26 protein-coding genes and 1 riboswitch are annotated in these 25,910 nt (G+C 71.5%); of the genes, 10 read left to right on the top strand and 16 right to left on the bottom strand.

The annotated features are described in order from the left end of the window. The first annotated feature begins 1 nt into the window (after position 1). Together ACH4D5_RS25535 and lysA are read left to right on the top strand one after the other, a co-directional pair. Entirely contained in the window at positions 2 to 409 is a 408-nt protein-coding gene (locus ACH4D5_RS25535; RefSeq protein ID WP_398306744.1) for an SAV_915 family protein, read from the top strand. Positions 410 to 429: 20 nt separating this feature from the next. Beyond that, positions 430 to 1,806 (top strand): diaminopimelate decarboxylase, encoded by a 1,377-nt coding sequence (gene lysA, locus ACH4D5_RS25530; protein WP_398306742.1) that lies wholly within the window; start codon positions 430 to 432, stop codon positions 1,804 to 1,806. Between the two features lie 52 nt (positions 1,807 to 1,858). Here the strand turns inward: lysA and ACH4D5_RS25525 are convergent, their stop codons facing one another. Continuing rightward, positions 1,859 to 2,782 (bottom strand): SDR family oxidoreductase, encoded by a 924-nt coding sequence (locus tag ACH4D5_RS25525; protein ID WP_398306740.1) that lies wholly within the window; start codon positions 2,780 to 2,782, stop codon positions 1,859 to 1,861. A gap of 249 nt (positions 2,783 to 3,031) precedes the next feature. On the opposite strand from ACH4D5_RS25525, the gene ACH4D5_RS25520 reads away from it, so the two are divergent. The 3 genes from ACH4D5_RS25520 to ACH4D5_RS25510 all read left to right on the top strand — a co-directional run bounded on the left by ACH4D5_RS25520 (position 3,032) and on the right by ACH4D5_RS25510 (position 6,116). Beyond that, positions 3,032 to 4,309: a cytochrome P450 gene (locus tag ACH4D5_RS25520; protein WP_398307090.1), complete on the top strand. Its 1,278-nt coding sequence runs from the start codon at positions 3,032 to 3,034 to the stop codon at positions 4,307 to 4,309. Further along, the gene (locus ACH4D5_RS25515) at positions 4,309 to 4,971 is read left to right on the top strand and encodes an HAD family hydrolase (protein WP_398306738.1); all 663 of its coding nucleotides are present in this window, start codon (positions 4,309 to 4,311) and stop codon (positions 4,969 to 4,971) included. The genes ACH4D5_RS25520 and ACH4D5_RS25515 overlap by 1 nt, the downstream gene beginning before the upstream one ends. A gap of 302 nt (positions 4,972 to 5,273) precedes the next feature. Next, a complete protein-coding gene (locus ACH4D5_RS25510) occupies positions 5,274 to 6,116 on the top strand; it encodes a SigB/SigF/SigG family RNA polymerase sigma factor (protein WP_398306736.1) in 843 nt (280 codons plus the stop codon). A 72-nt stretch (positions 6,117 to 6,188) separates the two neighbouring features. On the opposite strand, the gene purB is transcribed toward ACH4D5_RS25510, so the two are convergent. Next, positions 6,189 to 7,631 (bottom strand): adenylosuccinate lyase, encoded by a 1,443-nt coding sequence (purB, locus tag ACH4D5_RS25505; RefSeq protein ID WP_398306734.1) that lies wholly within the window; start codon positions 7,629 to 7,631, stop codon positions 6,189 to 6,191. A gap of 87 nt (positions 7,632 to 7,718) precedes the next feature. Next, positions 7,719 to 8,498 (bottom strand): SGNH/GDSL hydrolase family protein, encoded by a 780-nt coding sequence (locus tag ACH4D5_RS25500; protein WP_398306732.1) that lies wholly within the window; start codon positions 8,496 to 8,498, stop codon positions 7,719 to 7,721. Positions 8,499 to 8,676: 178 nt separating this feature from the next. Here ACH4D5_RS25500 and ACH4D5_RS25495 point away from each other — a divergent pair, with 178 nt between their 5' ends. Beyond that, positions 8,677 to 8,931, top strand: coding sequence for a holin (locus ACH4D5_RS25495; RefSeq protein ID WP_398306730.1), 255 nt, complete (start codon positions 8,677 to 8,679; stop codon positions 8,929 to 8,931). Between the two features lie 56 nt (positions 8,932 to 8,987). Here the strand turns inward: ACH4D5_RS25495 and ACH4D5_RS25490 are convergent, their stop codons facing one another. The 5 genes from ACH4D5_RS25490 to ACH4D5_RS25470 form a co-directional block, all read right to left on the bottom strand. Beyond that, the gene (locus ACH4D5_RS25490; protein WP_398306728.1) at positions 8,988 to 10,001 is read right to left on the bottom strand and encodes a hemolysin family protein; all 1,014 of its coding nucleotides are present in this window, start codon (positions 9,999 to 10,001) and stop codon (positions 8,988 to 8,990) included. Next, positions 9,998 to 11,368, bottom strand: a complete 1,371-nt coding sequence (locus tag ACH4D5_RS25485) for a hemolysin family protein (protein ID WP_398306726.1) — start codon at positions 11,366 to 11,368, stop codon at positions 9,998 to 10,000. Before ACH4D5_RS25485 ends, ACH4D5_RS25490 begins: the two co-directional genes overlap by 4 nt. Before the next feature lie 160 nt (positions 11,369 to 11,528). Then, a complete protein-coding gene (locus ACH4D5_RS25480) occupies positions 11,529 to 11,987 on the bottom strand; it encodes a GNAT family N-acetyltransferase (protein ID WP_398306725.1) in 459 nt (152 codons plus the stop codon). Positions 11,988 to 12,052: 65 nt separating this feature from the next. After that, positions 12,053 to 14,617, bottom strand: coding sequence for an ABC transporter permease (locus ACH4D5_RS25475; RefSeq protein ID WP_398306723.1), 2,565 nt, complete (start codon positions 14,615 to 14,617; stop codon positions 12,053 to 12,055). A gap of 13 nt (positions 14,618 to 14,630) precedes the next feature. Next, positions 14,631 to 15,500 (bottom strand): ABC transporter ATP-binding protein, encoded by an 870-nt coding sequence (locus ACH4D5_RS25470; protein WP_398306721.1) that lies wholly within the window; start codon positions 15,498 to 15,500, stop codon positions 14,631 to 14,633. 164 nt (positions 15,501 to 15,664) lie between these two features. On the opposite strand from ACH4D5_RS25470, the gene ACH4D5_RS25465 reads away from it, so the two are divergent. Next, positions 15,665 to 15,913 carry an antitoxin gene (locus ACH4D5_RS25465; protein WP_362988728.1) on the top strand — a complete coding sequence of 83 codons (249 nt, stop codon included), beginning with the start codon at positions 15,665 to 15,667 and terminating at the stop codon, positions 15,911 to 15,913. Positions 15,914 to 15,917: 4 nt separating this feature from the next. Next, entirely contained in the window at positions 15,918 to 16,289 is a 372-nt protein-coding gene (locus tag ACH4D5_RS25460; RefSeq protein ID WP_398306719.1) for a fic family toxin-antitoxin system, toxin component, read from the top strand. A 7-nt stretch (positions 16,290 to 16,296) separates the two neighbouring features. On the opposite strand, the gene ACH4D5_RS25455 is transcribed toward ACH4D5_RS25460, so the two are convergent. From ACH4D5_RS25455 to bioB, 5 genes are all read right to left on the bottom strand, one after another. Then, on the bottom strand, positions 16,297 to 16,968 hold the full coding sequence (locus tag ACH4D5_RS25455) for a class I SAM-dependent methyltransferase (RefSeq protein ID WP_398306717.1): 672 nt from the start codon (positions 16,966 to 16,968) through the stop codon (positions 16,297 to 16,299). Positions 16,969 to 17,213: 245 nt separating this feature from the next. Further along, positions 17,214 to 18,104 carry an esterase/lipase family protein gene (locus ACH4D5_RS25450; protein ID WP_398306715.1) on the bottom strand — a complete coding sequence of 297 codons (891 nt, stop codon included), beginning with the start codon at positions 18,102 to 18,104 and terminating at the stop codon, positions 17,214 to 17,216. Between the two features lie 257 nt (positions 18,105 to 18,361). Beyond that, positions 18,362 to 19,096: a dethiobiotin synthase gene (gene bioD, locus ACH4D5_RS25445; RefSeq protein WP_398306714.1), complete on the bottom strand. Its 735-nt coding sequence runs from the start codon at positions 19,094 to 19,096 to the stop codon at positions 18,362 to 18,364. Position 19,097: 1 nt separating this feature from the next. Then, positions 19,098 to 20,387: an adenosylmethionine--8-amino-7-oxononanoate transaminase gene (locus ACH4D5_RS25440; protein ID WP_398306712.1), complete on the bottom strand. Its 1,290-nt coding sequence runs from the start codon at positions 20,385 to 20,387 to the stop codon at positions 19,098 to 19,100. Beyond that, positions 20,380 to 21,654, bottom strand: coding sequence for a biotin synthase BioB (bioB, locus tag ACH4D5_RS25435; RefSeq protein WP_398306710.1), 1,275 nt, complete (start codon positions 21,652 to 21,654; stop codon positions 20,380 to 20,382). The genes ACH4D5_RS25440 and bioB overlap by 8 nt, the downstream gene beginning before the upstream one ends. A 120-nt stretch (positions 21,655 to 21,774) precedes the next feature. Between bioB and ACH4D5_RS25430 the strand changes: the two genes are divergently transcribed. Then, a complete protein-coding gene (locus ACH4D5_RS25430) occupies positions 21,775 to 23,004 on the top strand; it encodes an 8-amino-7-oxononanoate synthase (RefSeq protein ID WP_398306708.1) in 1,230 nt (409 codons plus the stop codon). Positions 23,005 to 23,037: 33 nt separating this feature from the next. On the opposite strand, the gene ACH4D5_RS25425 is transcribed toward ACH4D5_RS25430, so the two are convergent. Beyond that, entirely contained in the window at positions 23,038 to 23,262 is a 225-nt protein-coding gene (locus tag ACH4D5_RS25425) for a DUF397 domain-containing protein (RefSeq protein ID WP_398306706.1), read from the bottom strand. A 9-nt stretch (positions 23,263 to 23,271) separates the two neighbouring features. Then, positions 23,272 to 24,135 carry a helix-turn-helix domain-containing protein gene (locus tag ACH4D5_RS25420; RefSeq protein ID WP_398306704.1) on the bottom strand — a complete coding sequence of 288 codons (864 nt, stop codon included), beginning with the start codon at positions 24,133 to 24,135 and terminating at the stop codon, positions 23,272 to 23,274. Positions 24,136 to 24,407: 272 nt separating this feature from the next. Between ACH4D5_RS25420 and ACH4D5_RS25415 the strand changes: the two genes are divergently transcribed. Continuing rightward, a complete protein-coding gene (locus ACH4D5_RS25415) occupies positions 24,408 to 24,860 on the top strand; it encodes an ATP-binding protein (RefSeq protein WP_398306702.1) in 453 nt (150 codons plus the stop codon). 43 nt (positions 24,861 to 24,903) lie between these two features. Here ACH4D5_RS25415 and ACH4D5_RS25410 read toward each other — a convergent pair whose 3' ends face one another. Further along, on the bottom strand, positions 24,904 to 25,377 hold the full coding sequence (locus tag ACH4D5_RS25410) for a C40 family peptidase (RefSeq protein WP_398306700.1): 474 nt from the start codon (positions 25,375 to 25,377) through the stop codon (positions 24,904 to 24,906). 3 nt (positions 25,378 to 25,380) lie between these two features. Further along, a riboswitch (cyclic di-AMP (ydaO/yuaA leader) is annotated at positions 25,381 to 25,557 on the bottom strand. Positions 25,558 to 25,910: the final 353 nt, after the last annotated feature.

Genomic DNA, 25,910 nt, shown 5'->3' with positions numbered 1-25,910 from the left:
CATGGCCGAGCTTCCGTGCGGCGAGGACCCCGAGCCCTGTGAACCGGGCCCGGCCGGGCCGCTGTTCGTCCCCGTCCGGCCGGGACCCGCGGGCTGCGTGGCCCGCCTGTTCCGCACACCCGTCGGCGGGCGCACCGCCGTCGCCTTCACGACTCCGCACCGCCTGAGCGCCGCACTCGGTCACCGGCAGGCCTGGATCAGGCTCTCCGAACCGGCGCTGCGGTCCCTCGCCGAGCCGCTCGGCGTCAGCGAAGTCACCGTCGATCCCCGCCTCGCCGCGCACCCCGTCGGTTCGCCGCAGCCGATCGCCGTCCGCCGGGGCCCGGCCCCGCGGAGGGGCGGTGACGCACCGCGGGACACCGGCGCGGCCGCCGCCCTTGTGGGCGCTCTGACATCCCGGAACGACTGAAGACGACGAGAGAAGCTGTCATGACCACACTCCGCGAATCCCCGCTCCCGGCAGCACCGGCCTCGGCACCAGTACCGGCCTCGACACCGGATGCGAATGCGGCAGAACTGTCCGTCTGGCCCACCTCCACCACACGGCTCGCCCACGGCGACCTCGCCGTCGGCGGTGTGCCGCTCGCCGACGTCGCCGAGCGCTTCGGCACCCCCACGTACCTCATCGACGAGGACGACGTACGCAGCCGCTGCCGTACGTACCGGCAGGCCTTCCCTGACGCCGAAGTCCTCTACGCCGCGAAGGCGTTCCTGTGCCGCGCCATGGCGCACTGGATGGACGAGGAGGGCTTGGGCCTCGACGTCTGCTCGGCCGGTGAGCTGGAGCTCGCCGTCACCACGGGCTTCCCCGCGGACCGCATCGTCCTGCACGGCAACGCGAAAAGCCCGCACGACCTGCGGGCCGCCCTCCGGCTCGGCGTGGGCAGGATCGTCATCGACAGCGCGTCGGAGATCGCGCGCCTCGCCGCGGCCGTCCCGCCGGGCAGTCGGCAGAAGGTGCTGGTCCGGGTGGTGCCTGGCATCGCGGCCGGCGGCCACGCCAAGATCCGTACGGGCACCGACGACCAGAAGTTCGGCCTGTCCCTCGCGGACGGCTCCGCCCAGCACGCGGTGGCCCGCATCCTCGGCCAGCCGACGCTGGAGCTGGTGGGCCTGCACTGCCACCTGGGCTCGCAGATCACCACGGAGAAGCCCTTCCTCGCCGCCGTGCGCCGCATGGTCGGGCTGCTGGCGCGGATCGAGGACCAGCACGGCGTCACCCTCCCCGAGCTGGACCTCGGGGGCGGGCACGGCATCGCCTACCGCCCCGGCGAGGAGGCGCTCGACATCACCGCGCTGGCCCGCAGGGTGCGGGCCGAGCTGACCGCGAGCTGCGCGGCGGCGGGCCTGCCGGTGCCGCGCCTGATCGTGGAACCGGGGCGCGCCATCGCGGGCCCCGCCGGCGTCGCGCTCTACCGGGTCCTCGCCGTGAAGCGCACCGGCGGGAAGACCTTCGTCGCCGTGGACGGCGGGATGAGCGACAACCCGAGGCCCGCCCTCTACGGAGTGCGCTATGTGCCCCGTCTGGTCGGGCGGCGCTCTTCGGCGGAGCCCGCCCCGGCGACGGTCGTCGGACGGCACTGCGAGGCGGGTGACATCCTCGCCTCGGACGTCCCGCTGCCCGGCGACGTGCGCCCGGGCGACCTGCTCGCCGTGCCCGTCGCCGGGGCGTACCACCTGTCGATGGCCTCCGGCTACAACATGGTGGGCCGCCCGCCGGTGGTCGCGGTGACCGACGGCCACGCGCGACTGCTGGTCCGCCGCGAATCCCTGGAGGACTTCCGCAGCCGCGACGTGGGCCTGTAGCGCCTGCCACCGCCCCCTCCGCTCAGCGTCGACGGCGCCGGGGGAGGGGGCCTCAGCGGGTGTCGGTCTCCCCGCCGGTGACGGCGAGCACCTCGCCCACAGTGAAGCTGGAGTCGGCCTCGGACGCGAAGTACACGTAGGCGGGCGCGAGCTCCTCCGGCTGGGCGGGACGGCCGAGCGGGGTCTCGTCGCCCAGGTGGACGAGCCCCTCCTTCGGCATGTGCGGGTCGGAGTTGTTCAGGACGGTCCAGGTGGGGCCGGGCGCCACGACGTTGGCGCGGACGCCCCGGCGGGCCAGGTGCGAGGCGATCGACTTGATGAAGGTGATCAGCGCGGCCTTCGAAGCCGCGTAATCGATCATGGTGTTGCTGCCCTTGAGGGCCTCCTCGGTCGCCGTCGCGATGATGGCGTCGCCCTGGCCGAGGTGCGGAAGGGCGGCCATGACCAGGTGGAAGCACGCGTAGACGTTGGTCTTGAACGTCCGGTCCCAGTCGTCGGCCGTCAGCTGCTCCAGCTCCAGCTTGCTGTTCAGATACGCCGCGTTGTTCACGAGGATGTTGAGCCTGCCGAACTCGGCCACCGTGCGGGCGACCACGTCGCGGCAGAACTCCGCCTCGCGCAGGTCTCCCGGCAGGAGCAGGCAGGCGCGCCCCTCGGCCTCCACGACCCGCCGGGTCTCCTCCGCGTCGCGCTGCTCCTCGGGCAGGTACACGATGGCGACGTCGGCGCCCTCGCGGGCGTACAGGAGAGCGACGGCCCGGCCGATGCCGGAGTCGCCGCCGGTGATGAGCGCGGCCTTCCCGGCCAGCTTTCCCGCCGCCTTGTACCGCGGTGCCCGGTAGCGGGGCGCCGGTGTCATCTCGGCTTCCAGGCCCGGCGGGTCCTGCTTGTGCGCGGGGAACTCGGGGGTCGGTTCACTCGCTCCCTGCGATTCCCGGGGCGCGTCGGCGCCCGGGGTGGTCTGCTGATCCCGCATGGGGGAGGCCTCCTTTCACGATCTTGGCCGTACGCCGGGTGCCCCTCCGCATCACGGCCGAAACGGGGTGAAGTGCCCGCTTCGCCGGTCCTATCCATGTCGCCTTCGCGCATCTGACCCCCTTTCGCCCTGATTCGCGAAGGCGACACCGGGGAACCCGTGAGCAGTGATCGACAGGCCACGGAGACCGAGCCGACCGAGTCGTCCGCCGACCGCCGGGGCCTGCGCCTTTCCATTCAGGAGGACTCCATGCTGGACAACACGCTGCCGCTGCTCGGTCAGGGCTACGCGTGGCTCCCCGACCTGACCCGCCGCCGGGGCCCGGGCGCCGTCCGTACCCGCTTGCTGGGCAAGCCGGCCATCGCGCTGCGCGGCCCGGCGGCCGTCGGATTCTTCTACGACGAGGACCATGTACGCCGTCGGACGGCCCTGCCCGAACCCATCCTGGCCACGCTCTTCGGCAAGGGCGCGGTGCACACCCTCGACGGGGCGGAGCACCGGCAGCGCAAGGCCCTCTTCATGACGGTCCTCAAGGACACCGCCGGTGTCGCCGGACTGGCGCGGCATGTCGCCGACGAATGGGAGCGGTCCTGCAAGGAGTGGGCCGACCACCCCCAGGTGACGCTGTTCGACGAAGTGAGCGTCCTGATCACCCGTGCCGTGTGCGCATGGGCGGGCGTCCCTCTTCCCGAGCACCCCGACGACGAATCGCGGCGGACCGCGCAGGACCTGGTGGCGATGGTCGACGGCTTCGCCACGGCGGGCCCGCGGCACTGGAAGGCCCGCCTCGCCCGACGGCGTCAGGAGGCACGCCTTGCCCGGCTGATCGAGGAAGTCCGGTCGGCGGGCGCAGAGGCGACGCAGGGGACGGGGGAGCCGGCGGCGGGGGAGCCGCCCTCCGTGGTGGCGGCCGTGGCGTTCCACCGTGACGCCGACGGTGAGCTGCTCGCGCCGCGTACGGCCGCCGTCGAGCTCCTCAACATCCTCCGGCCGACGGTCGCCGTCACCTGGTTCACGGTGTTCGGGGCGCACGCCCTGCACCGGCACCCGGCGCTCCGGAAGCGACTGGCCGTGCAGGACGAGGATTACGCCCGGGCGTTCGCCCACGAGGTGCGGCGCTTCTACCCGTTCGCGCCGTTCGTCGCAGGACTCGCCCCCGACGACATCGAATGGCACGGCGAGCCCATCGCCGAGGGCACCATGGTCCTCCTCGACCTCTACGGCCAGAACCACGACCCCGAACTGTGGGACGCGCCCTACACGTTCGACCCCGAGCGCTTCACCGGCCGCGAACCCGGACGCGACGAACTCGTCCCGCAAGGCGGCGGGGAGGCCTCCCAGGGCCACCGCTGCCCGGGCGAGGACGTCACCCTCGCGGTCCTCAGCACCCTGCTCCCGCGCCTCGCGCGGCTCGACCACGACGTCCCCGAGCAGGACCTGCGCATCCCCCTGAACCGCGTGCCGACCAAGCCCCGCAGCGGCTTCGTCATCAGCGGAGTGACCAAGCGAGAGAAAGGTACGCAGTGATGAGACGTGCGGCGCTGTTCGACGTCGACGGAACGCTGACCGACACCAACCACCTGCACGTGACCACCTGGTGGGAGGCGTTCCGCCAAGCGGGGCACCAGGTCGCGATGCACGACATCCACCGGGCCGTCGGCCTCGGCTCGACCGACCTCATCGCCCACCTGCTCGGCGAGGACCGCGACACCGGCAAGGACGAGGAGATCAGCGCCGCGCACAGCACGCTGTACGGCACGTACTTCAACCGGTTGCCCGCGCTGGAGGGTGCGAGCGAGCTGCTGCACGCGCTGCACGACCGTGGCCGGCGCATCGTCCTCGCGACCTCGGCGGGCGGCTCGGAGCTCGAAGCGCTCCGCCGGGCCATCGACGCCGACGACGTCATCGTCGGCATCGCGAGCGCGGACGACGTGTCCTCGGGCAAGCCGGCTCCCGACCCCGTCCACCATGCCCTGGAGATCGCCGAATGCGCCCCGGAGGACGCGCTGTTCGTGGGCGACACGGTCTGGGACATGCGAGCGGCGACGCGGGCGGGAGTCCGCAGCATCGCGCTGCTCTCGGGAGGCATTCCCCGGAGCGACTTGGAGGAGGCCGGTGCCGCGGCCGTGTACGCGGATCCCGCCGACATGCTGAGCCGCCTGGACAGTGAGGTCCTCGCCGGCGCCTAGGGCCCGTCAGGAGACCGACCGGCCGCACCCCAATGCGGCCGGTCGGCGACACGGGCGCCCGATGGCCGTTCCGGCGCTGCGCACCCCGCGTCCCGTATGCCCCACCCATTCGGAGGTATTCACCCCCGATCTCCTTGCTCACACCGCTGTTTGACCCCCCATACGCAGGGCAGGCGAACGTCGTGCTTCGGACCGGAGGCGCGTTCGCGGGAGCGGTGTGTTCACTCCCGGTGGATGCCTGTCACTGGGGCGCCCCGTTTCTCGCGGTCACTTATTGGCGGCACCGTTGAGGAGCGATTCTGATGCCTACGGACCTCACTGCATACTCCGCCCGTCGCCGTGCGACGGGCCGACACCCCCACAACGACGCACCGGACACCACCGCGGAATTCGCCCGGCTCGCGGCGCTCGAGGACGGCCCCGAGCGGGAGATCCTGTGCGAGCAGATCGTCGAGGCATGGCTGCCCATGGCCCACCGGCTGGCCGCCCGCTACCGCAACAAGGGCGAGAACCTGGAAGACCTGCGGCAGGTCGCCGCGATGGGACTGGTCAAGGCCGTCAACCGGTACGAGCCCGGCCGCGGCGCCTTCGAGAGCTACGCCGTGCCCACCATCACCGGCGAACTGCGCAGGCACTTCCGCGACCGCATGTGGGACGTGCGGGTGCCGCGCCGCGTCCAGGATCTGCGCAACAAGGTCCGCGCCGCCCGCCGCGAACTCATCGACCAGCCGGGCAGCGGCCCCGAGCCCTCCATCGCCGACATCGCCGCGCACGCGGGGCTGACCGAGGACGAGGTACGGGACGGCATGCAGGCGATGGAGGGCTACAGCGCCCTGTCGCTGGACGCCGAGATCTCCTCCGCCGACCCCGACGGCTTCAGCCTCGCCGACACGCTCGGGGCGCCGGACGCCGCGTACGACATCATCACCGACCGGGAGGCGGCCAAGAACGGGCTGCGGAAGCTCCCGGAGCGGGAGCGGACCATCCTGTACCTGCGCTTCTTCGAGGACATGACGCAGAGCCGGATAGCGGAGAAGCTCGGCATCTCCCAGATGCACGTCTCGCGTCTGATCAGCCGCAGCTGCGACCGTGTGCGCGCCGAGGCCGGGTACGCCGACGCGGGAACCGCCGCCCGCGCCGCCTGACTCCACCCGTGCCGGGACACGGCTCGGCCCGTCCACCGATCCGGGTGGACGGGCCGCTGTGCCGGGTTCGAGCTACAGAATGGCGCCCGGCGTGTACGCCGCGGCCTCGGGGTGCTTCTTCAGCAGGTCCTCGATCCGCGCGACGACCGCGGCGACCTGGTCGCTCGCGGCGCCGGTGAAGGACAGCTTGTCGGCCATCAGCTCGTCCAACTGGGCGCGGTCCAGCGGGATCCGGGCGTCCGCGGCGAGCTTGTCGAGCAGTTCGTTGCGCTCGGCGCCCTGCTCACGCATGGCGAGAGCGGAGGCGACCGCGTGCTCCTTGATGGCCTCGTGGGCCTCCTCGCGGCCGACGCCCGCGCGCACCGCGGCCATCAGGACCTTGGTGGTGGCGAGGAAGGGGAGGTAGCGGTCCAGCTCGCGGGCCACGACCGCCGGGAAGGCGCCGAACTCGTCGAGCACGGTGAGGAAGGTCTCCAGGAGACCGTCGAGCGCGAAGAACGCGTCGGGCAGGGCGACCCGCCGTACGACGGAGCAGGAGACGTCGCCCTCGTTCCACTGGTCGCCCGCCAGCTCGCCGGTCATCGAGGCATAGCCGCGCAGGATGACGGTGAGGCCGTTGACGCGCTCGCAGGAGCGGGTGTTCATCTTGTGCGGCATCGCGGACGAGCCGACCTGGCCAGGCTTGAAGCCCTCGGTCACCAGCTCGTGGCCCGCCATCAGACGGATCGTCTTGGCCAGCGAGGACGGCGCGGCGGCGACCTGCACCAGCGCCGTCACCACGTCGTAGTCGAGGGAGCGCGGGTAGACCTGGCCCACCGAGGTGAAGGCCGTCTCGAACCCGAGGTGCGAGGCGATGCGCTGCTCCAGGTCGGCCAGCTTCCCGGCGTCGCCGCCGAGCAGGTCGAGCATGTCCTGGGCGGTGCCGACGGGGCCCTTGATGCCGCGCAGCGGGTAGCGGTCGACGAGCTCGTCCAGGCGGCGGTAGGCGACGAGGAGCTCGTCGGCGCCGGTCGCGAAGCGCTTGCCCAGCGTCGTCGCCTGCGCGGCGACGTTGTGGGAGCGGCCGGCCATCACGAGCTCGGCGTACTCCCCGGCGAGCTTGCCGAGCCGGGCGAGGACCGCGACGGTACGGGAGCGGACCAGCTCCAGGGAGAGCCGGATCTGCAGCTGCTCCACGTTCTCGGTGAGGTCGCGCGAGGTCATGCCCTTGTGGACGTGCTCGTGCCCGGCGAGGGCGTTGAACTCCTCGATGCGGGCCTTCACGTCGTGGCGCGTGACTTTCTCGCGCTCGGCGATCGAGGCCAGGTCGACCTGGTCGAGCACGCGCTCGTAGTCGGCGATGGCGGCGTCCGGAACCTCGATCCCGAGGTCCTTCTGCGCGCGCAGCACGGCGAGCCAGAGCTGACGCTCCAGCTTCACCTTCTGCTCGGGCGACCAGAGGGTGGCGAGCTCGGCGGAGGCATAACGTCCGGCGAGGACGTTCGGGATACGGGGCTTTGCAGGCGCAGCAGTCACGTGTACGGATTCTACTGGGCATTCATGCAGGCCAGCGCCACGCCCCCGTTCGTCGGAAGCTACGAGAGCGTGGGTCGGCGACAGGGCCTAGGGGAGCGGGCCGTCGTAGGGGAGCAGGTCGGGGCGCTTGGGCGCGCGGCCGTCGCCGGACGAGCGGCCGGTGAGGCGGCGCCCTATCCACGGCCCGAGGTGCTGCCTGGCGAACCGGGCGTCGGCGATGCGGCGCACCGCCCAGCCCGGCGGCACGGCGGCCGGCAGCGGGGCCTGCCAGTCGTCCTCGGGGGCGTAGCCCAGCGCCTGCCACACGGCCTCGGCGACCCTGCGGTGCCCCTCGGCCGTGAGGTGCAGCCGGTCCACGTCCCACATGCGCTGGTCGCCGAGGGCGGCGGTGCCGTACAGGTCCACGACCACCGCGCCGTGCCGGGCGGCCAGGTCGTCGACGTGCGCGAAGAGCTCCTCCATGCGCGGGCGGAACCGCTCCATCACCGGGCCGTTGCGGCCCGGGCTGCGCATCAGGACGAGCTGCTTGCAGGCGGGCGCGAGGCGTTCCACGGCCTCTTCGAGCAGATCGCGGACGCGGCGCATGTCGCACTTGGGGCGCAGGGTGTCGTTGAGCCCGCCCACCAGGGTGACCACGTCGGCCTGCATCGCGGCCGCGACGTCGACCTGCTCGTCGACGATCTGGCCGATGAGCTTGCCCCGCACCGCGAGGTTCGCGTACCGGAAACCGGGGCTGTGCGCCGCCATCCGGCCGGCCAGGAGGTCGGCCCAGCCGCGGTAGCTGCCGTCGGGCAGCAGGTCCGACATGCCCTCGGTGAAGGAGTCGCCCACCGCGACAAGACTGGTGTAGTTGGCATTCATCTGCATGGCGGAAGCGATGGTATCCCGCCGGGCCGCGCCGTCGCAGGTGTCACCCGGGGCCGGTTCCGGTGTGGGCTCCACAGGCACCACACCCTCCGCTTCCCGGGCCACCCGGCCCCTGGGCAGTGTGGCGTCACGGCGGTATGCCATAGGCGAGCCGTCGTCACGAGAGAGCGAGCCAGCCATGTGGACCGGAGCCTTCTGGAAGGCCACCGCGGAACGCGCGATCCGCACGTTCGCGCAGGCGCTGGCCGCCGTCCTGGTCGCCGGGGCGACCAGCCTGCTGGACGTCGAGTGGGGCGCCGCCTTCGCGACGGCGGGCCTCGCCGCGTTCCTCGCGGTCCTGACGGCGGTCGGGGCCGCGGAGGCCGGCGCGGCGGGGCCCGGCATCACCGAGCAGCCGACGTCGTCGGCGGGCGCGGGCGAACCGGTCCTCTGAGCGGCGCGGCGGAGGGCAGACAGGCCCTCCGCCGCAGGTCACCGCGCCCGTGCGGGTCACACGGGCTGGCCGAAGAGCTCCTGCAGCACGTCCTCCATCGTGACCATCCCGGCGAGCCTGCCGTCCGAGCCGAGCACCGCCGCCACGTGGGTGCGGCTGCCGCGCATGGCGGTCAGCACGTCGTCCAGCGGCGTCGTCTCGCGCACCTGGGCGATCTTGCGCATGTCCGGCACCCGGAACGGCAGATCGCGCGGCGCCCGGTCCAGGGCGTCCTTGACGTGCAGATAGCCGACGATGCGGCGGCCGTCGTCGACCACGGGGAAGCGGGAGAACCCGGACTCGGCCGAGAGCTGCTCCAACTGCTCCGGGGTGACGCCCACGCGCGCGTAGACCACGTCCTCCAGCGGCAGGACCACGTCCCTGACCGGGCGGCGGCCCAGTTCGAGCGCGTCGTGCAGCCGCTCCTGCGCGCGGTTGTCGATGAGACCCGCGTCTCCGGAGTCCTTGACCATGCGAGCGAGGTCGTCGTCGGAGAAGCTCGCCGACACCTCGTCCTTGGCCTCGACGTGCAGCAGCTTCAGCAGGCCGTTGGCGAACGCGTTGATCGCGAAGATCACCGGGCGCAGCGCCCGCGCCAGCGCCACCAGCGGCGGCCCGAGGAGCAGCGCCGAGCGCACGGGCTCGGCGAGCGCGATGTTCTTCGGGATCATCTCGCCGAGCAGCATGTGCAGATAGGTCGCGAGGGCCAGCGCGATGACGAACGAGATCGGGTGGACCAGGCCGTGCGGCACGCCCACCGCGTCGAACGCGGGCTCAAGCAGATGCGCGATGGCCGGCTCCGCGACGATGCCGAGGACGAGGGTGCACAGCGTGATGCCGAGCTGCGCCGCGGCGAGCAGCGCCGACACGTGCTGCAGACCCCACATGACGCTCTTGGCGCGCTTGTTCCCGTCCTCCGCGTGCGGCTCGATCTGGCTGCGGCGTACGGAGATGAGCGCGAACTCGGCGCCCACGAAGAAGGCGTTGACGACGAGCGTCGCCAGACCGATCAGCAGCTGGATGGCGGTCATCGGGCGTCCTCCTCGTGGTCGGCGCGGGCCGTGCGGGCGTCGTGGGCATCGTGGTCACCGGGCAGCGGCGGCGCGTGCAGCAGCACGCGGGCGGCGCGCCGCCCCGTGGCGTCGACGACGTCCAGCCGCCAGCCGCCCACCTCGACACCGTCACCGACGGCGGGGATGCGGCCGAGCCGCGTGGCGACGAGGCCGGCGAGCGTCTCGTACGGACCGTCGGGCACCCGCAGGCCGACCCGCGCGAGCTGGTCGGTGCGGGCGGCGCCGTCGGCGGAGTACAGCGTCCTGCCGTCGTCGTCGGTGCCTTCGAGGGCGATGTCGGACGTCTCGTGCGGGTCGTGCTCGTCCCGCACCTCGCCGACGACTTCCTCGACGATGTCCTCCAGGGTGGCCACCCCGGCGGTCCCGCCGTACTCGTCGATGACCACGGCCATGGTGCGCTTGCCCGAGAGCCGGTCGAGGAGCCGGTCGACGGTCAGCGTCTCCGGTACGAGCAGCGGCTCGCGCAGCAGTTCGGAGACGGGGACGCGCTGCCTGCGCTCGGCCGGTATGGCGAGCACGTCCTTGATGTGGGCGACGCCGACGACCGTGTCGAGGTTCCCGCGGTACACGGGGAAGCGGGAGAGCCCTGTGGCGCGCGTGGCGTTGGCGACGTCCTCGCAGGTGGCGTGCACGTCGAGGGCCATGACCTGGACGCGGGGCGTCATCACGTTCTCCGCGGTGAGGTCGGCGAGGTTCAGCGTGCGCACGAACAGCTCGGCGGTGTCCGCCTCCAGGGCGCCCTCCCTGGCGGAGTGGCGGGCCAGGGCCACCAGCTCCTTCGGGCCGCGCGCGGAGGCGAGCTCCTCGGTGGGCTCCATGCCGAAGCGGCGTACGGAACGGTTGGCGGTGTTGTTCAGATGCGCGATGAACGGCCGGAACGTGGCGCTGAACAGCCGCTGGGGCGTGGCCACCCGCTTGGCGACCGCGAGCGGCGAGGAGATCGCCCAGTTCTTCGGGACCAGCTCGCCGACGACCATCAGGAAGACCGTCGAAAGGGCCGTGCCGATGACCAGGGCGATGGAGGAGGCCGCCGAAGAAGGGACGCCGAGGTCGCGCAGCGGTCCCGAGATCAGCTTGGCGATGGACGGCTCCGAGAGCATGCCGACCACCAGGTTGGTGACGGTGATGCCGAGCTGGGCGCCCGAGAGCTGGAAGGTGAGGTTCTTGACGGCTTTGAGGGCACCGGCCGCGCCGCGTTCGCCGCGTTCGACGGCCCGCTCGAGCTCGCTGCGCTCGACCGTCGTGAGGGAGAACTCCGCCGCGACGAAGACACCGCACGCCAGGCTGAGCAGCACCGCCACGAGGAGCAGGAGCACTTCGGTCATCGGGTCACCTCCGTCCCATGATCGGACAGGAGCGGGAGGAGTGCGCGATGTCGGGTACTGGGAGGCTCGCCCATGGGCGGACGCTCACACCTTTCAGTCGGATACGAGTGGTACGTACAGGGTAAAGGACCGGCAAAGCCGCCCGGACCTCAGGCGGGGTCTACTCCTGGTACCCGGCAGGGAGGTGCTTCACCCAGCGGCTCCACTGCGGCTCGGGAGCGTAGCCCGCCGCGCGCCAGGCGTGGTGGGCGAGCTCGTTGCGGTCCAGGACCATCGCGTCGCCGCGCCGCCCGCCGAGCCGCACGAACCGCTCCTCCGCGGCGGCGAGCAGCGCCGAGCCCACCCCGCGGCGGCGGTGCTCCGGGTGCACGGCGAGGCGGTACAGGTGGCAGCGCCAGCCGTCGAAGCCCGCGATGACCGTGCCCGCGAGCTCACCGCCGCGCTCCGCGAGGATGAGCGCCTCGGGGTCCCTGGCGATGAGCCGCTCCACCCCGGAGCGGTCGTCGCTGATGCTCGTGCCCTCGGCGGCCGTCTTCCAGAAGGCGAGCACCGCGTCGAGGTCCCCGGCCGTCGCGGTCCGCACGTGCAGGTCGTTGTCCGATACATGGAGAGCGTTCATGCGGGCATCCCACCACCGGCCGACGCCCCGGCGCAGGGATTTTTCAGCATGCGGACGCCGGCGCATCACTCGTGCGCGATGGCCGCCAGCACGTTCATCCGCGACGCGCGCAGCGCCGGCAGGAGCGCCGCCGCGAGCCCGACGACCACCGAGCCGATCACCACCGCGACGATCGTCGTCCAGGGGAACGCCAGCTCCTTCATGCCTTGGAGCGCGAGCACCTGCTGCACGGCGACGCCCCAGACCAGGCCGAGCGCGAGGCCGAGCAGCGCCCCGAAGACCGCGATCACCACCGACTCCAGGCGGATCATGCGGCGCAGCTGGCGCCGCCCGAGGCCGATGGCGCGCAGCAGACCGATCTCCCTGGTGCGCTCCACGACCGACAGGGCGAGGGTGTTGACCACGCCGAGGACCGCGATGACGATCGCCAGGCCGAGGAGGGCGTAGACGAGGTAGAGCATCACGGCGATCTGCTGCCGGATCAGCTCCTTGTAGTCGGCCTGGTCGCGCACCTGCACCTGCGGATACGGGTCGAGGGTCTTCTCCAGGCGCTCGCGGAGGGTGTCCGCGTCCGTGCCCGACGCCGCGTTGACGAACAGCGCGGAGTCCTGGCCGCCCGGTACGTACTTCTCGACCGTGCCGAACCCGAGGAAGAGCCCGCCCTCGATGCCGAAGCCCTCGGCGGAGTCCTGGTCGGTGAGCGCGCCGACCGTCAGCTTCGTCTCGCGTCCGCCGGGGAACGTCGCGGGCAGCGCGTCCCCGAGCCGCACGTCGTGCTTCTCCGCGAAGTCCTTGTCCATGCCGATCCGGCCGGCCGCCAGCGCCTCCCGTGAACTGCCCTGCGCGTACGTGACCTTGGCGACGTCGTCGAGTCGTGGGTCGTACCCGGCGGCGGTCGACTCGACGTTCTTGCCGTCGGGCAGCGCCAGTTCGATGGGCGTGAAGCGCTGGCGTACGACGAGACCGGCGCCCTCGGTGTCCTCGACCTTCCCGGTGATCTCCGGCGAGAACGGCATGAAGTTGCTGTTCTGTACGACGAAGTCCGCGCCGAGCGTCTTGTCGATCTGCCGGTCGAACGACTTCGTCATCGACGCACTGGCCACCGAGAGGCCGCCGACCAGCGCGAGCCCCACCATCAGCGCGGCCGCCGTGGCGCCCGTGCGCCGCGGGTTGCGCAGCGCGTTGCGCTGGCTCATCCGGCCGACCGAGCCGAAGACCGCGGGGAACGCGCCGCCGAGGACCCGGATCACCGGGCGCACCAGGAGAGGTCCCGCGACGACCGTGGCGATCAGGGTCAGGACGATGCCGAGCCCCAGCAGCGACGCCGCCGACGAGGTCTTCTCCGCGGTCGCGCAACCGACGAGCGCGGCGGCTCCGGCCGCCCCGACGACGGCTCCCACGACGGCCCGCACCTTCAACGGCCGCCCCACACCGGCGATCTCCGCGTCGGCGAGCGCCGCCATCGGCGACACCTGCGCGGCCCGCCGGGCCGGGAGGTACGCCGCGACGAACGTGACGCCGACCCCGACGACGTACGAGGCGACGGGCGTCGCCCACCCGATGACCATCTCCGTGGACTTCAGGTTCATCCCGAGCAGGCCCATCAGCTCGATCAGGCCGAGGGCCAGCCCTATGCCCGCGGCGAGCCCCAGTGTCGAGCCGACCAGGCCGAGCAGCAGCGCCTCGAAGAGCACGGAGCGGCGCACCTGCCTGCGGTCGGCGCCGAGGGCGCGCAGCAGGCCGAGTTCGCGGGTGCGCTGCGCGATGAGCATCGAGAAGGTGTTGACGATCAGGAAGATGCCCACGAGCACGGCGACCCCGGCGAAGCCGAGCATCACGTACTTGATGACGTCGAGGAACCCGCCGAGCTCGGACGCCGCCGACTCGGCCTGCTCGTCGGCGGTCTGCAGGTCGTAGCCCGAACCCAGCTCGGCGGCGATCCGGCGCTTCAGCGTGGGGTCGTCGACGCCGTCCGCGGCCGTCACGGCGATGCTCGTCGCCACGTCCTGCGAGCCGAGCAGCTCGCGCTGGGCGGTCGACGTGTCGAGGAAGACGAGAGCGGCGCCCGGGTTCGTGGTGGTGAACGTGGCGATGCCGACGATCTTCACCTTGAACGAGCCGGGGCGTGCCTGGACGGTGAGGGTGTCCCCGATCTCCACGTCCTTCTTGTCGGCCGTGTCCGCGTCGATCATCGCCTGGCCGTCGCCGCGCGGTGCATGGCCCGAGGTGAGCTCCACGGGGCTGCGGTCGGTGGGATACCAGTTGGTGGCGATGGTGGGCGCGCCGGTCGTCGAGCCCACGGATTCGTTGTCGCGGTCGACGATGGTGATGTTCTCGACGGACACGTCGATGTGCGTGTCCTCGACCCCGTCGACCCCGGCCACCTGCTCCTTGAGGTTCGCGGGCACCGTCGGTGTCTGCCCGGACGGCATGGCCTCGTCCAGGTCCTCCTTCGGGCCGACCGTCACATCGGCCGACGTGGAGGCGAAGAGGCGGTCGAAGGTGCGCGTGACCGTGTCCGAGAAGATCAGGCTGCCCGCCACGAACGCCACCGAGAGGATGACGGCCAGCGCGGAGAGCGCGAGCCGTCCCTTGTGCGCCAGGAAGCTCCTGAGTGTCGCCTTCAGCACCGCGGCCCCCGGCTCAGCTCTGGTCGGACGGTTTGTCGATGGACACGGACGCGCTCGGCGCTGCCGTGGTCGGGCCCGGCGCCGCCCCGGGCGCGCCCGATGCCACCGCGTGCAGGGCGTCGAACCGCTTCATGCGTTCGAGCACCGCCTCCGCCGTCGGCCGCTCCATGTCGTCCACGATCCGGCCGTCGCCGAGGAAGAGCACCAGGTCGGAGTGGGCGGCCGCGCCGGGGTCGTGGGTCACCATCACGACGGTCTGGCCGAGCTGGTCCACCGCCTCGCGCAGGAAGCCGAGGACTTCGAGCCCGGCCCGTGAGTCGAGGTTGCCCGTCGGCTCGTCGGCGAAGATCAGCTCGGGTTTGGCGGCCAGCGCCCGCGCGCACGCCACCCGCTGCTGCTGCCCGCCGGACAGCTGCGCGGGACGGTGCTTGAGCCGGTCCCGCAGCCCCAGTGTGTCGATGACGTGTTCCAGCCAGTCGCGGTCGGGCCGCTGCCCCGCGATGTCCATCGGCAGCGTCATGTTCTCCAGGGCGTTGAGCGTGGGGATGAGGTTGAAGGACTGGAACATGAAGCCGACGCGGTCGCGCCGCAGCCGGGTCAGTTCCCGCTCCTTGAGGCCCGTGATCTCGGTGTCGCCGAGCCACACCTGCCCCGCCGAGACGCTGTCGAGGCCGGCGAGGCAGTGCATCAGGGTGGACTTCCCCGAACCGGAGGGGCCCATGACGGCCGTGAAGCGCTCGCGCGTGATGTCCACGTCGACCGAGTCGAGGGCGAGCACGGTCGTCTCGCCCGAGCCGTACGCCTTGGTGAGGCCGCGGGCACGCGCGGCGATCCCGGCGGGCTCCGGACGGCCCGCGGCCGGTGTCGAAGCAGGTGTGGACAAGGCGGCCTCCTGGGTTGTGGCCGTTCCAACTCCCGTAACCCCGCCGAGAGTAGTGGGGCCGCCCGGGTGTCCGGTATCCCTCCGAGGTCGGGCCCCGAAACGTATGTAAGGGGCAAGGTCATGGCGGCCTTGTGGTGCTAGCACCCCGGCGCTAGCTTGACGGTATGGCGAAGACACAGCTGAACGTGCGGGTGGACGAGGACACCGCCCGGGCCGCGCGGGAGCGCGCCCTGGCCCGCGGCATGAGCGTCAACCGCTACATCGAAGAACTCGTCAAACAGGACGCCGGGGAAATCGGCCACACCTTCGTCGAGGCCGCCGCCGACTTCATGAAGCAGTACGAATCGGTGTTCGCCGAGGAGTTCGGCGTCGAGCGCGAGGGCAGCCGCCCGGTGCGTGAAGGTCGCTGCTGAGCCGTTGGACCTCAGAATCGACCTCGCCTGGCTCCTGATGGTCGCCGAACACAAGACGCCAGGAGACCCGCAGGTCACCGACTGGGGCGCGCTCGTCGCCGCCGTCAGCAGACACGAGGCGGAGATATTCGGGGTGCCCGTCTACGAAACCCCGCACGACCGCGCGGCCGCGCTCCTCCAGGTCCTGCTCCACATCCCTGCACTCGAACGCTCCAACGCCCTCTTCGCCTCCTCCGTCGCCTACGCCTACCTCGTCTCCAGCGGTCTGAAGGTCGTCACCTCCCCCGAGCAGGTGCGCGAGCTGGCCCGCCTGGTGAAGGAGGACGGCGCGAGCGTGCACGCCATAGCGGACCAGCTGCGCCAGTGGAGCCTGTGAGCCGGCGTCAGACGAGGTCGGGCCGCTGAGCCGTGCCCAGCACGCAGTAGGACGTCGGCAGGCGCGGTCCCTTCGCCGGGACCAGGAACCGCCGGTGCGCGCCGAGTTCGAACCCGGCGTCGCGCAGGGCCGCCAGCGGATCCCGCGCGACGTGACAGCCACCGAACAGCGGCGGCCACACCGTCCGGTCCAGGACGCGCTGGGTGACCGACATCAGCCTGCCCGGTGCCCGGCCGTGCTCGAAGAACCGCAGCTCACCGCCGGGCCGCAGCACCCGCCGCAGCTCGCCGAGCGCCCGCCGCACGTCCCGCACACTGCACAGCACGAGTGAGACGACAGCCGCGTCGAACGCCTCGCTCTTGACGGGCAGCGCCTCCGCGGCGCCGGGCACGACGTCCACCGGCACGTCCGCGCGCAGGGCCGCGGAGACCGCGAGCCGCCGCAGAACACGCTCCGGTTCGATCGCCACGACCTCGGAGACCTCGCGCGGGTAGTACGGAAAGTTGAGCCCGTTCCCCGCACCGACCTCGATCACCCGCCCGGCAAGCCCGGCGAGCAGCTCCCGCCGGTGCACGCCGATGAGGGGCTCGGCGGCCACGCTGTGCCGAGCGTAGAACCGGGCGAAGACGGGGTGGTGCACGGCATCCCGGGGCACGGACCTTGCGGAGCGCGGCGACATGGGACCTCCTCGGCGGAGCGAGCGGATATGGCCATGGTGCCCCGAATGCGGGGCACGTGTCCCCGGCACGCGGCCGCCGTACCTGCCTCCGGACCGCAGCCGATCACGTCCATGTGCCGCGGGTGCGGGGGAGCCGGTGCTCGTCCAGGCCGGCGGGTCCTCGGCCGGCCTGGACGGTCTTCGCGATGCTCCGGCGCAATCCGACTATGTGCACCGGTGTGCCGCTCGGCCTACCATTTCCCGGCCTACCATTTCTCGCACCAGTAAAGGGCGTTCATCGCCACGCGGGCGGGAGCCGCGCCGGTCCGGTCGTTCTTGGGCCGTTCGGGCACGTTCTGATACCACTGGGGGTAGACCCCGGTGGTTATCTCGTTGAGATTCTCGTGCGTCCAGCCCTCGGTGGCGTCGGTCTCGGGATACCACACCCGGTGGTCCGCCGACATTCCCATCGCGGACAGACCTATTTTCCAGTCGGCCGCCGCACCGATGACGGTCCAGTCGGTTCCCTGGGCGGACTGCGGGTTCTCGCCCGTCCAGTCGAGGAAGTCGGAGCCCGGCCTCATCTCACGGCACTGGGTGGTCGGCTCGAACGGGTCGCAGGCATAGGCGAATGCGGTACCGGCGTGCGGACCGGCGATGCTGACCGCGTCCTCGACGTAGATGTAGGGCGGCCACCCGGGCTCACCGCGCTCGACCCCGGTGATGGCCGCCTGCGCGATCAGACCGCCCATGGAGTGCGAGACGATGTCCACCGACTGCCCGACCTGGGAGTACGCACGGTGGATGTCCCAGGCGAGCAGCCTTCCCAATTCCTTGAGGGAGGTGTTCTTGGTGCCGTCGTCGAGGAGCCGGGTATTGCAGTTCGTGTCGCCGGAGTAATACCCGACGAAGTGGCGGGGGCCGGTCCAGCCCTCTTCTTCGAAGAGTTTGTTGGCAGGTCCCCAGGAATCCATGCAATCGGTGCCCTTCGCATCCGATGATGCCCCGAGATAGCCCTTGAGGAAGTAGACCGGATCGTCGGACGAGTCGTTTCGCGGCGGCACCGCGGCTGCCGCCTTTCCTGAGGCGGCGCCGGACGATGCGGCTGCGGTCGCCGTTCCGCCGACAGCAAGAGTTGTCAGCACGGCCAGGAACACGGACAACAGCCGCGGTAATTGCTGGGATCTCATTTCCCTACCCCCTGTGCTTTCGCTGATACGGTCGCCGCCAAAGATATTGCGGGGCTCAACAAGGTCGCATCCAACGGGGGGTTGATACCGACGTCAACCGCGCGCAGCAGTGGGTAAACCAGCGTGGTATTCGGGGATCTTCGCTAGCCGATGCCCGGTCACGGCGGGAGGGGAGGAGCGACACGCGCTCCTCCCCTCCCGCTCCGGTCACACGGAACGCGGACTCACCGCCCCCACGCCCCCGGCGCCTCCCGCTCCGTGAACGCCGTCCCGTCCCACGTGCCTCCCAGCTCCGGCCCCAGCCAACCGGCCGCCTCGGCGCGGAATCGGGAGGCGGTGAGCGATGCGGCTCCGGCCGGGATCGCGCCGAGGAGTGGTGTGCCCGCGTCCTTCGGCAGGTCCGCGAGGTTGCAGCGGGACGCCAGGTCGGGGTCGGACGGCCAGCTGCCGACCACGGGGCCCAGCTGGCGCACACCGCGCGCCCGCAGCGCTTCCGCCGCCAGCGCCGTCGAGTTGAGCGTGCCGAGACCCGCCGTGACGACCAGCAGGACCGGCGCGTCCAGGAGCCGGGCCGCGTCCACGAGGGTGCCGCCCTCGTCGTCGAGGCGCACCAGCAGCCCGCCCGCCCCCTCGACAAGGACCAGGTCGTGCTCGGTCGCGAGCTTCGCGGCCGCGTCGGCCACGTCCTGCGGGTGGATCTGAGCGAGACCGGCCCGCCGCGCCGCGACGTCGGGGGCCAACGGCTCGGGGTAACGGGCGAGTTCGAGCGTGGTGACGCCGTCCCCCGCGAGCCGCGCCACCTCCTGCGCGTCGCCCGGACCGCCGGGCGCCACCCCGGTCTGCGCCGGCTTGAGCACGGCGACGCTGCGCCCGGCCGCCAGGGCGACCGCGGCCACCGCGGCGGTCGTCACCGTCTTGCCGATCTCCGTGCCCGTACCGGACACCACGATCACCGTCACGTCACCCCTCCTTCGCCGCCGCGCACACCGCGCGGGCGATCCGTGCCACGTCGTCGTCGCCCGTGACGAACGGCGGCATCGTGTAGATCAGGTCGCGGAACGGCCGCACCCACACACCCTCGCGCACCGCCGCACGCGTCGCCGCGGCCATGTCCACCGGGTGGTCGAGCTGCACGACACCGATCGCCCCGAGGACACGGACCTCACGTACCGAAGGGAGAGCGGCCGCCTCGGCCAGGCCGTTCCGCAGGCCCGACTCGATGCGCTTGACCTCGGTCGGCCAGTCCTGCCCGAGCAGCAGGTCGATCGAGGCGCCGGCCACCGCAGCGGCCAGCGGATTGCCCATGAACGTCGGCCCGTGCGCGAGGACCGGCACCTCGCCCCGCGAGATGCCGTCGGCGACCCGCGGCGTGCACAGCGTCGCCGCCATCGACAGATAGCCGCCGGTCAGCGCCTTGCCGAGGCACATCACGTCGGGGGAGACACCCGCGTGGTCGGCCGCGAACAGCGCGCCCGTACGGCCGAAGCCCGTCGCGATCTCGTCGAACACCAGAAGCACGTCGTGGGCGTCGCACGCCTCACGGAGGGCGCGGAGGTAGCCGGGGGAGTGGAACCGCATCCCACCGGCCCCCTGCACCACGGGTTCGACGATCACCGCGGCGAGTTCGTGGGCGTGCCGCCCGATGAGCTCGTGGAGGTGCTCGGCGTACGACTCCTCGTACGCGTCGAACCCGCTCGGCGGCGCGTCCGCGAACACCTGCCGCGGCAGCACCCCCTGCCACAGCTCGTGCATGCCGCCCTCGGGGTCGCACACGGCCATCGGCTGCCACGTGTCGCCGTGGTAGCCGCCGCGCCACGTCAGCATCCGCCGCTTCTCGGGCCGGCCGAGCGAGCGCCAGTGCTGCAGGCACATCTTGACCGCGACCTCGACCGCGACGGAGCCCGAGTCGGAGAGGAAGACGTGCTCCAGACCGGCGGGCGTGATGTCGACGAGGCGTTTGGCGAGCGCGACGGCGGGCTCGTGCGTCAGTCCGCCGAACATGACGTGGCTCATGCGGTCCAGCTGGCCGCGCACCGCGTCGTTGAGCACGGGGTGGTTGTACCCGTGGATCGCCGACCACCAGGACGACATGCCGTCGATCAGCTCCGTGCCACCGCCGGCCAGGCGCATCCGGACGCCGCTCGCGGACTCGACGACCAGGGGTTCCTGGCGGCCCGGCATCGGCCCGTAGGGGTGCCAGACGTGCTGCCGGTCGAGGGCGAGCAGGTCCGCCGTGGAGAGGTCAGGCATTGGGGGCCAGGTCCGTTCCCGCGCCCCGGCGGCGTACCGCCACCAGGTCCGTACGTGCCTCGTGGGAACCGGCCGCGGGCGCCGCCGCGGGTTCCGCCGGAGCCTCGGCGACCGGCTCGGAGCTCCCACAGGGACCACAGGCACCCCCCTCGTGCGAGCCGCAGCCGCCCCCGTCGTGCGAACCGCAGCCGCCCCCGTCGTGCGAACCGCAGCCGCCCCCGTCGTGCGAACCGCAGCCCCCCGCGGCCGCGGCCGCCGCGTCGACGCGGTGCTGCGGCAGCGTCACCTGGTCCGTGCCCTCGACCTCGAAGCCGGCGTCCGCGATCATCTCCAGGTCGGCCTTGCCTGCCTGGCCCTCGCTGGTCAGGTAGTCGCCGAGGAAGATGGAGTTGGCGATGTGGAGGGCGAGCGGCTGCATCGAGCGCAGATGGACCTCCCGGCCGCCCGCGATGCGCACCTCGATGTCCGGGCAGACGAAGCGGACCATCGCGAGGATGCGCAGACAGCGCTGCGGCGTGAGGTTCCACTCCTTGGCCAGCGGCGTGCCCTCGAAGGGGATGAGGAAGTTCACCGGCACCGAGTCCGGGTCGAGCTCGCGCAGCGAGAAGACGACGTCGACCAGGTCCTCGTCCTTCTCGCCCATGCCCGCGATCAGCCCCGAGCAGGCGGAGAGCCCCGCCGCGTGCGCCTTCTGCACGGTGTCGACGCGGTCGGCGTACGTGTGGGTCTTGGTGATGTCCGCGTACGTCGCCTCGGACGTGTTCAGGTTGTGGTTGTACGCGTCGGCGCCCGCACCCCGCAGCCGCTCCGCCTGCCCGTCCGAGAGCAGGCCGAGACAGGCGCACACCTCGACGCCCTCGTTCTGCTCCTTGACGGCCGCGATGGTCTGCGCGACCCGGTCGACGTCACGGTCCGTGGGGCCGCGGCCGCTGGCGACCAGACAGACCCGCTTGGCACCGCCCGCGACCCCGGCCGCCGCGGCCTGCGAGGCCTCGTCGGGCTTCAGCCAGGTGTATTTGAGGATCTCGGCCTTGGAGCCGAGGCGCTGCGAACAGTACGAGCAGTCCTCGGGGCACAGGCCCGACTTGAGGTTGACCAGATAGTTGAGTTTCACCCGTCGCCCGAACCACTGCCGCCGTACCTTCCCGGCGGCGGCCACTACGTCCAGGAGTTCGTCGTCGGAGGTGGCCAGGACGGCCAGCGCCTCTTCACGGGTCGGCAGTTCGCGCCGAAGCCCCTTGTCCACCAGCGTGTTCAGCAGGTCCATGGCGCTGATCCTTACGCACGGCAGCCTGCCGGGCCAAGGAGAGTTCGCACAACAGAAACGGTTTGAGGTGTGGGTATTGCCACACCCTGGCCAGGTGGCACGACGGCTAAGGTCTGTGCAATGTCTACAAACAGGCACCCCGTGACGGGCGCGTCCACCGCGCCGGGCAGAGCGTCCGACGACGCCTCCGACGACGCCCTCGGCGACGCACCGCGCACCGCGTTCGGCTGGCTCGACGAGCAGGCGCGGCTGCGCGCTGACGCCGGACTCGTCCGCACCCTGCGCCCGCGCCCCGCCGCCGCGGACGGCCTCCTCGATCTGGCGGGAAACGACTACCTGGGTCTGACCCGGCATCCCGAGGTCACCGAGGGCGCGGCCGCCGCGGCCCGGCGCTGGGGCGGCGGCGCCACCGGGTCCCGGCTCGTCACAGGGTCCACGGAGCTGCACGCCGAACTGGAGCGTGAGCTCGCCGATTTCTGCGGCGCCGAGGCGGCCCTCGTCTTCTCCTCCGGTTACGCGGCGAACCTCGCCGCCGTCACCGCGCTCGCCCCGCACGGCTCGCTGATCGTCTCCGACGCGGGCAACCACGCATCCCTGATCGACGGGTGCCGGCTCGCGCGCGGGACGACGCAGGTGGTGCCGCACGCCGACCCGGAGGCGGTCCGCAAGACGCTGGACGCGCACGGCGGCCACGCCGTCCTGGTGTCCGACTCGGTGTTCTCGGTCGACGGCGACATGGCGCCGCTCGCGGAACTGGCCGCGGTCTGCCGGGGCTTCGGCGCGGGGTTGATCGTCGACGACGCCCATGGCCTCGGGGTGCTCGGCGACGGCGGCCGGGGCGCCCCGTACGCGGCGGGTCTCGCGGGCGCGGACGACACCGTGGTCACCCTGACCCTCTCGAAGTCCCTCGGCAGCCAGGGCGGCGCCGTGCTGGGCCCCGCCAGGGTCATCGAGCACCTGGTGAACGCCGCCCGCACCTTCATCTTCGACACGGGCCTCGCGCCCGCCGCGGCCGGCGCCGCGCTCGCGGCCCTGCGCCTGCTGCGCCGCGAGCCGGGCCGGGCCGCACGGGCCCGCGAGGTCGCGGCCGAGCTGCATCGCCGTCTCACGGCCGAGGGTCTGTCGGCGGTACGACCCGACGCCGCCGTCGTCTCCGTGCGCGCGCCGTCACCGGAGCGGGCCGTGCGGTGGGCCGCCGACTGCCGGGCGGAGGGTCTTGCCGTGGGCTGTTTCCGGCCGCCGTCGGTGCCGGACGGCATCTCACGGCTGCGGCTGACCGCCCGCGCCGATCTCACCGACGCACAGATCGCCGGTGCGGTACGGGTGATCAGCCGCAACGCACCCCGATGAAGCGTGCCGGGCCCGCGAAGGGCCGGGGACCGCTTACCGGAGGCAGTTGATGAACGACTCCCAGGGGCCGGGGGAGAAGAGCAGGGCTGGCCCTGCGGTGTTCTTCGAATCACGCACGGCACGCAGGCCGGTCAGCGGACCCGAGTCGAGGGTGGCCGTCTCGACACAGTTGTTCATTCCGTTGCTGTAGCTGCTGCGCTGCCACCGTGCACCTTGAATGATAGTGCTGGAAGGTACGTACCGAGGCATTGCGGTCATTGTGCCTCCTTACGCGCCGTCGCATAGCCCGGCGATGAAATCCGTTGAGTCCTCGGGTGAGAGCGCTTGTACCTGAAGGGAGTTGAAGGCCTCCGTGTACGCCTGGAGGTCTTCTTTCCGTTCGAGATAGAGGCTACTCGTCAAATGGTCGAGAACAACCACATCCAGATCAGCAATGTCCGGAAATGAAAAAATAACGAAAGGACCGATCAGACCCACATGCTCACCTGCGGCGAACGGCAACACCTGAAGCCGAACGTGAGGCATGTGGGAAGCCTCCCTCAACCGGACCAACTGCCCCGCGAAGACCTGCGCGCCGCCCACCGGCCGCCGCAGCACCGCCTCGTCCATGACCACGCTCAACCGCAGCGGCGGATCGGCGCGCAGCACGTCCTGCCGGGCCAGCCGGACCTCCACCAGCGCCTCGACCTGCTCCTCCGGCAGCTCGCCGAGCGCGGCCCGGGTCACCGCGCGTGCGTACTCCGAGGTCTGCAGCAGGCCGGGAACCACGGAGGTCTCCAGCGTGCGCACCCAACTCGCCTGCGATTCCAGACTGATGAAATCGCGGTAGGTGGCGGGCAGCAGATCGCGATACGCCTTCCACCAGTGATGACGCCCCGCGCCGGGATCGTCGGCGCCGGCGAACGCGATGAGCAGCTCGCTGCGCTGCGGATCCTTGACCTGATATGCCTCCATCAGCAGCCGCACGTCGGCGGCCTTCACGCCGCTGCGGCCCGTCTCGATCCGGCTCACCTTGGACTGGTGCCAGCCGACCCTGGCCGCGGCCTCGCTGCTGGTGAGCCCCGCGTGACCGCGCAGGGCGCGCAGGGCGGCGCCGAGCTGTCGACGGCGCACCGCGGGGCCGTACTGCATGCCCGTCTCCTTTCGGACGGAGCCGTCGGATCTCCCGGCGGCAGGGCAGGGCAGTAGGCGAGATTAGAGGAAGTACCGCTCTCCCGCCCAAATACGGTCTGCCGTAGCAGAGTTCACCGCTTCGAGCGACAGATATATGCACATCTCGGTGGATCGCCACCCGTGACCGGCCAAGGAGTGGCAGGCTGGCGCGAAGCACCAGTCCGGGACTGTCCTCGAGTCATCCGCCGCGAGCCGGAGACCGGTCCCGGTGGGAAAGGGACAACGTCGCCATGGCAGACCACCAGGAAGCCTCCGTCACCCTGCCGAGCGATCCTGTCTCGGTCCCCGCCGCCCGGAAATTCGTCTCCCGCGTGCTCGCGGAATGGGGCCTGCCCGGCGACGCGGAGGTGGCCGACACGATCAGACTGATCGTCTCCGAACTCGCCACCAACGCCGTGCAGCACACCCTGGGGCAGTCGCCCACCTTCACCGTGGACCTCGAACTCGACCGTGACGAGCAGCTGCGCATCGGTGTCACCGACAGCCACCCCCGCTACCCCAAGCGGCTCCCCGCGGCCGTCCAGCAGGACAACGGCCGCGGCATGGTCATCATCCGCTGGCTGGCGGCCGAGTGCGGCGGCAGGCTCTCCGTCAGCCCCACCGACGAGGGCGGCAAGACCGTGTGGATCGCACTGCCCTGGCAGGCACCTGTCCAGCGCGGCTCGCGTGATGACGACCGCTGACCGGCTCGGCCGCGGCCCACGAGTGCCGCGCTGGACGGTGCGGTCAGCGCACCCTGCCGTACCAGACGCTGTTGGACCAGATCTTCTCCAGGCGCACCACGGTCCCCCTCTTGGGGGCGTGCCAGATGCGGTTGTTACCCGCGTAGATCCCGACGTGGTAGACGTTCCTGCCGGAGTGGAAGAACACCAGATCACCACGGGTCCGCTGGGACCTGGAGATGTGCTTGGTCTTGTTGTACTGCGCGGCGGCCGTGCGAGGCAGCTTCTTGCCCGTCTTCTTGAACGAGTAGAGCGTCAGCCCCGAGCAGTCGAACCGGTTGGGTCCGGCTGCCCCGTAGCCGTACGGGGAGCCCTTCTTGGACGCCGCGATCTTGAGCGCCTTCGTTCCGTGCGTCGCTGCCTCGGCCTCCGCCGTGAGCCCGGGGGCCACGACGGTGCCGCCTACGACGGCGAGCGTGAGGGCCGATGCGGCACCGGTCCTGCTGAGCAGCGACGGAACATGATTCAGCGCGGTCATGCGCAACCCTTCGTCAGCCGCCTGTGAAGGATGACCTGTCGGGTTCGGGCAGGCGAAGATGCCCGGCCGCGTCGTGCTCTGCGGCTTCACCCCAAGGGCGTCGTCCGGACTTCCCGGACGGGCCCGTCGTACCTGGGTCCTCCACTCCTGCCGTTGCACCGATGTCGACCGGTCATCCGGGTGGCGGCAGGACTCGGCGTCCGCCCGGACCGCCCCGCCGCTGTGGCGGGGGCTTGTCGTCGGAAGGGATCTTGACCCGAAACAGGTCCGAAAACCGAGTCGAAACGGCGTTTTGTGAGGCTCCTCACGACTGACCTGTTCAGGTGGACACTGCCGAATTCGACGTTCCGCCGCCTTCTCTGACGACCGCTCGACCAGCAGCGGAATACGTAATTCCGCCCTTGCTGTACTCGCTGGACGCAACTTCGGACCGTGCGGATGACGACGTCCGGGTACGCCGTCCGGGGTAGCCCGACTGGTCCGTTTCGAAGCGGTCCCGGACGTTCCGGTGTCGGGCGCCGGGCTGCACGGGC

This window comes from Streptomyces sp. NPDC018029, assembly GCF_044327655.1.
Taxonomy (GTDB): domain Bacteria; phylum Actinomycetota; class Actinomycetes; order Streptomycetales; family Streptomycetaceae; genus Streptomyces.
Note: the sequence above shows the minus strand (reverse complement) of the source record. Positions and strands in the feature narration are given on the sequence as shown.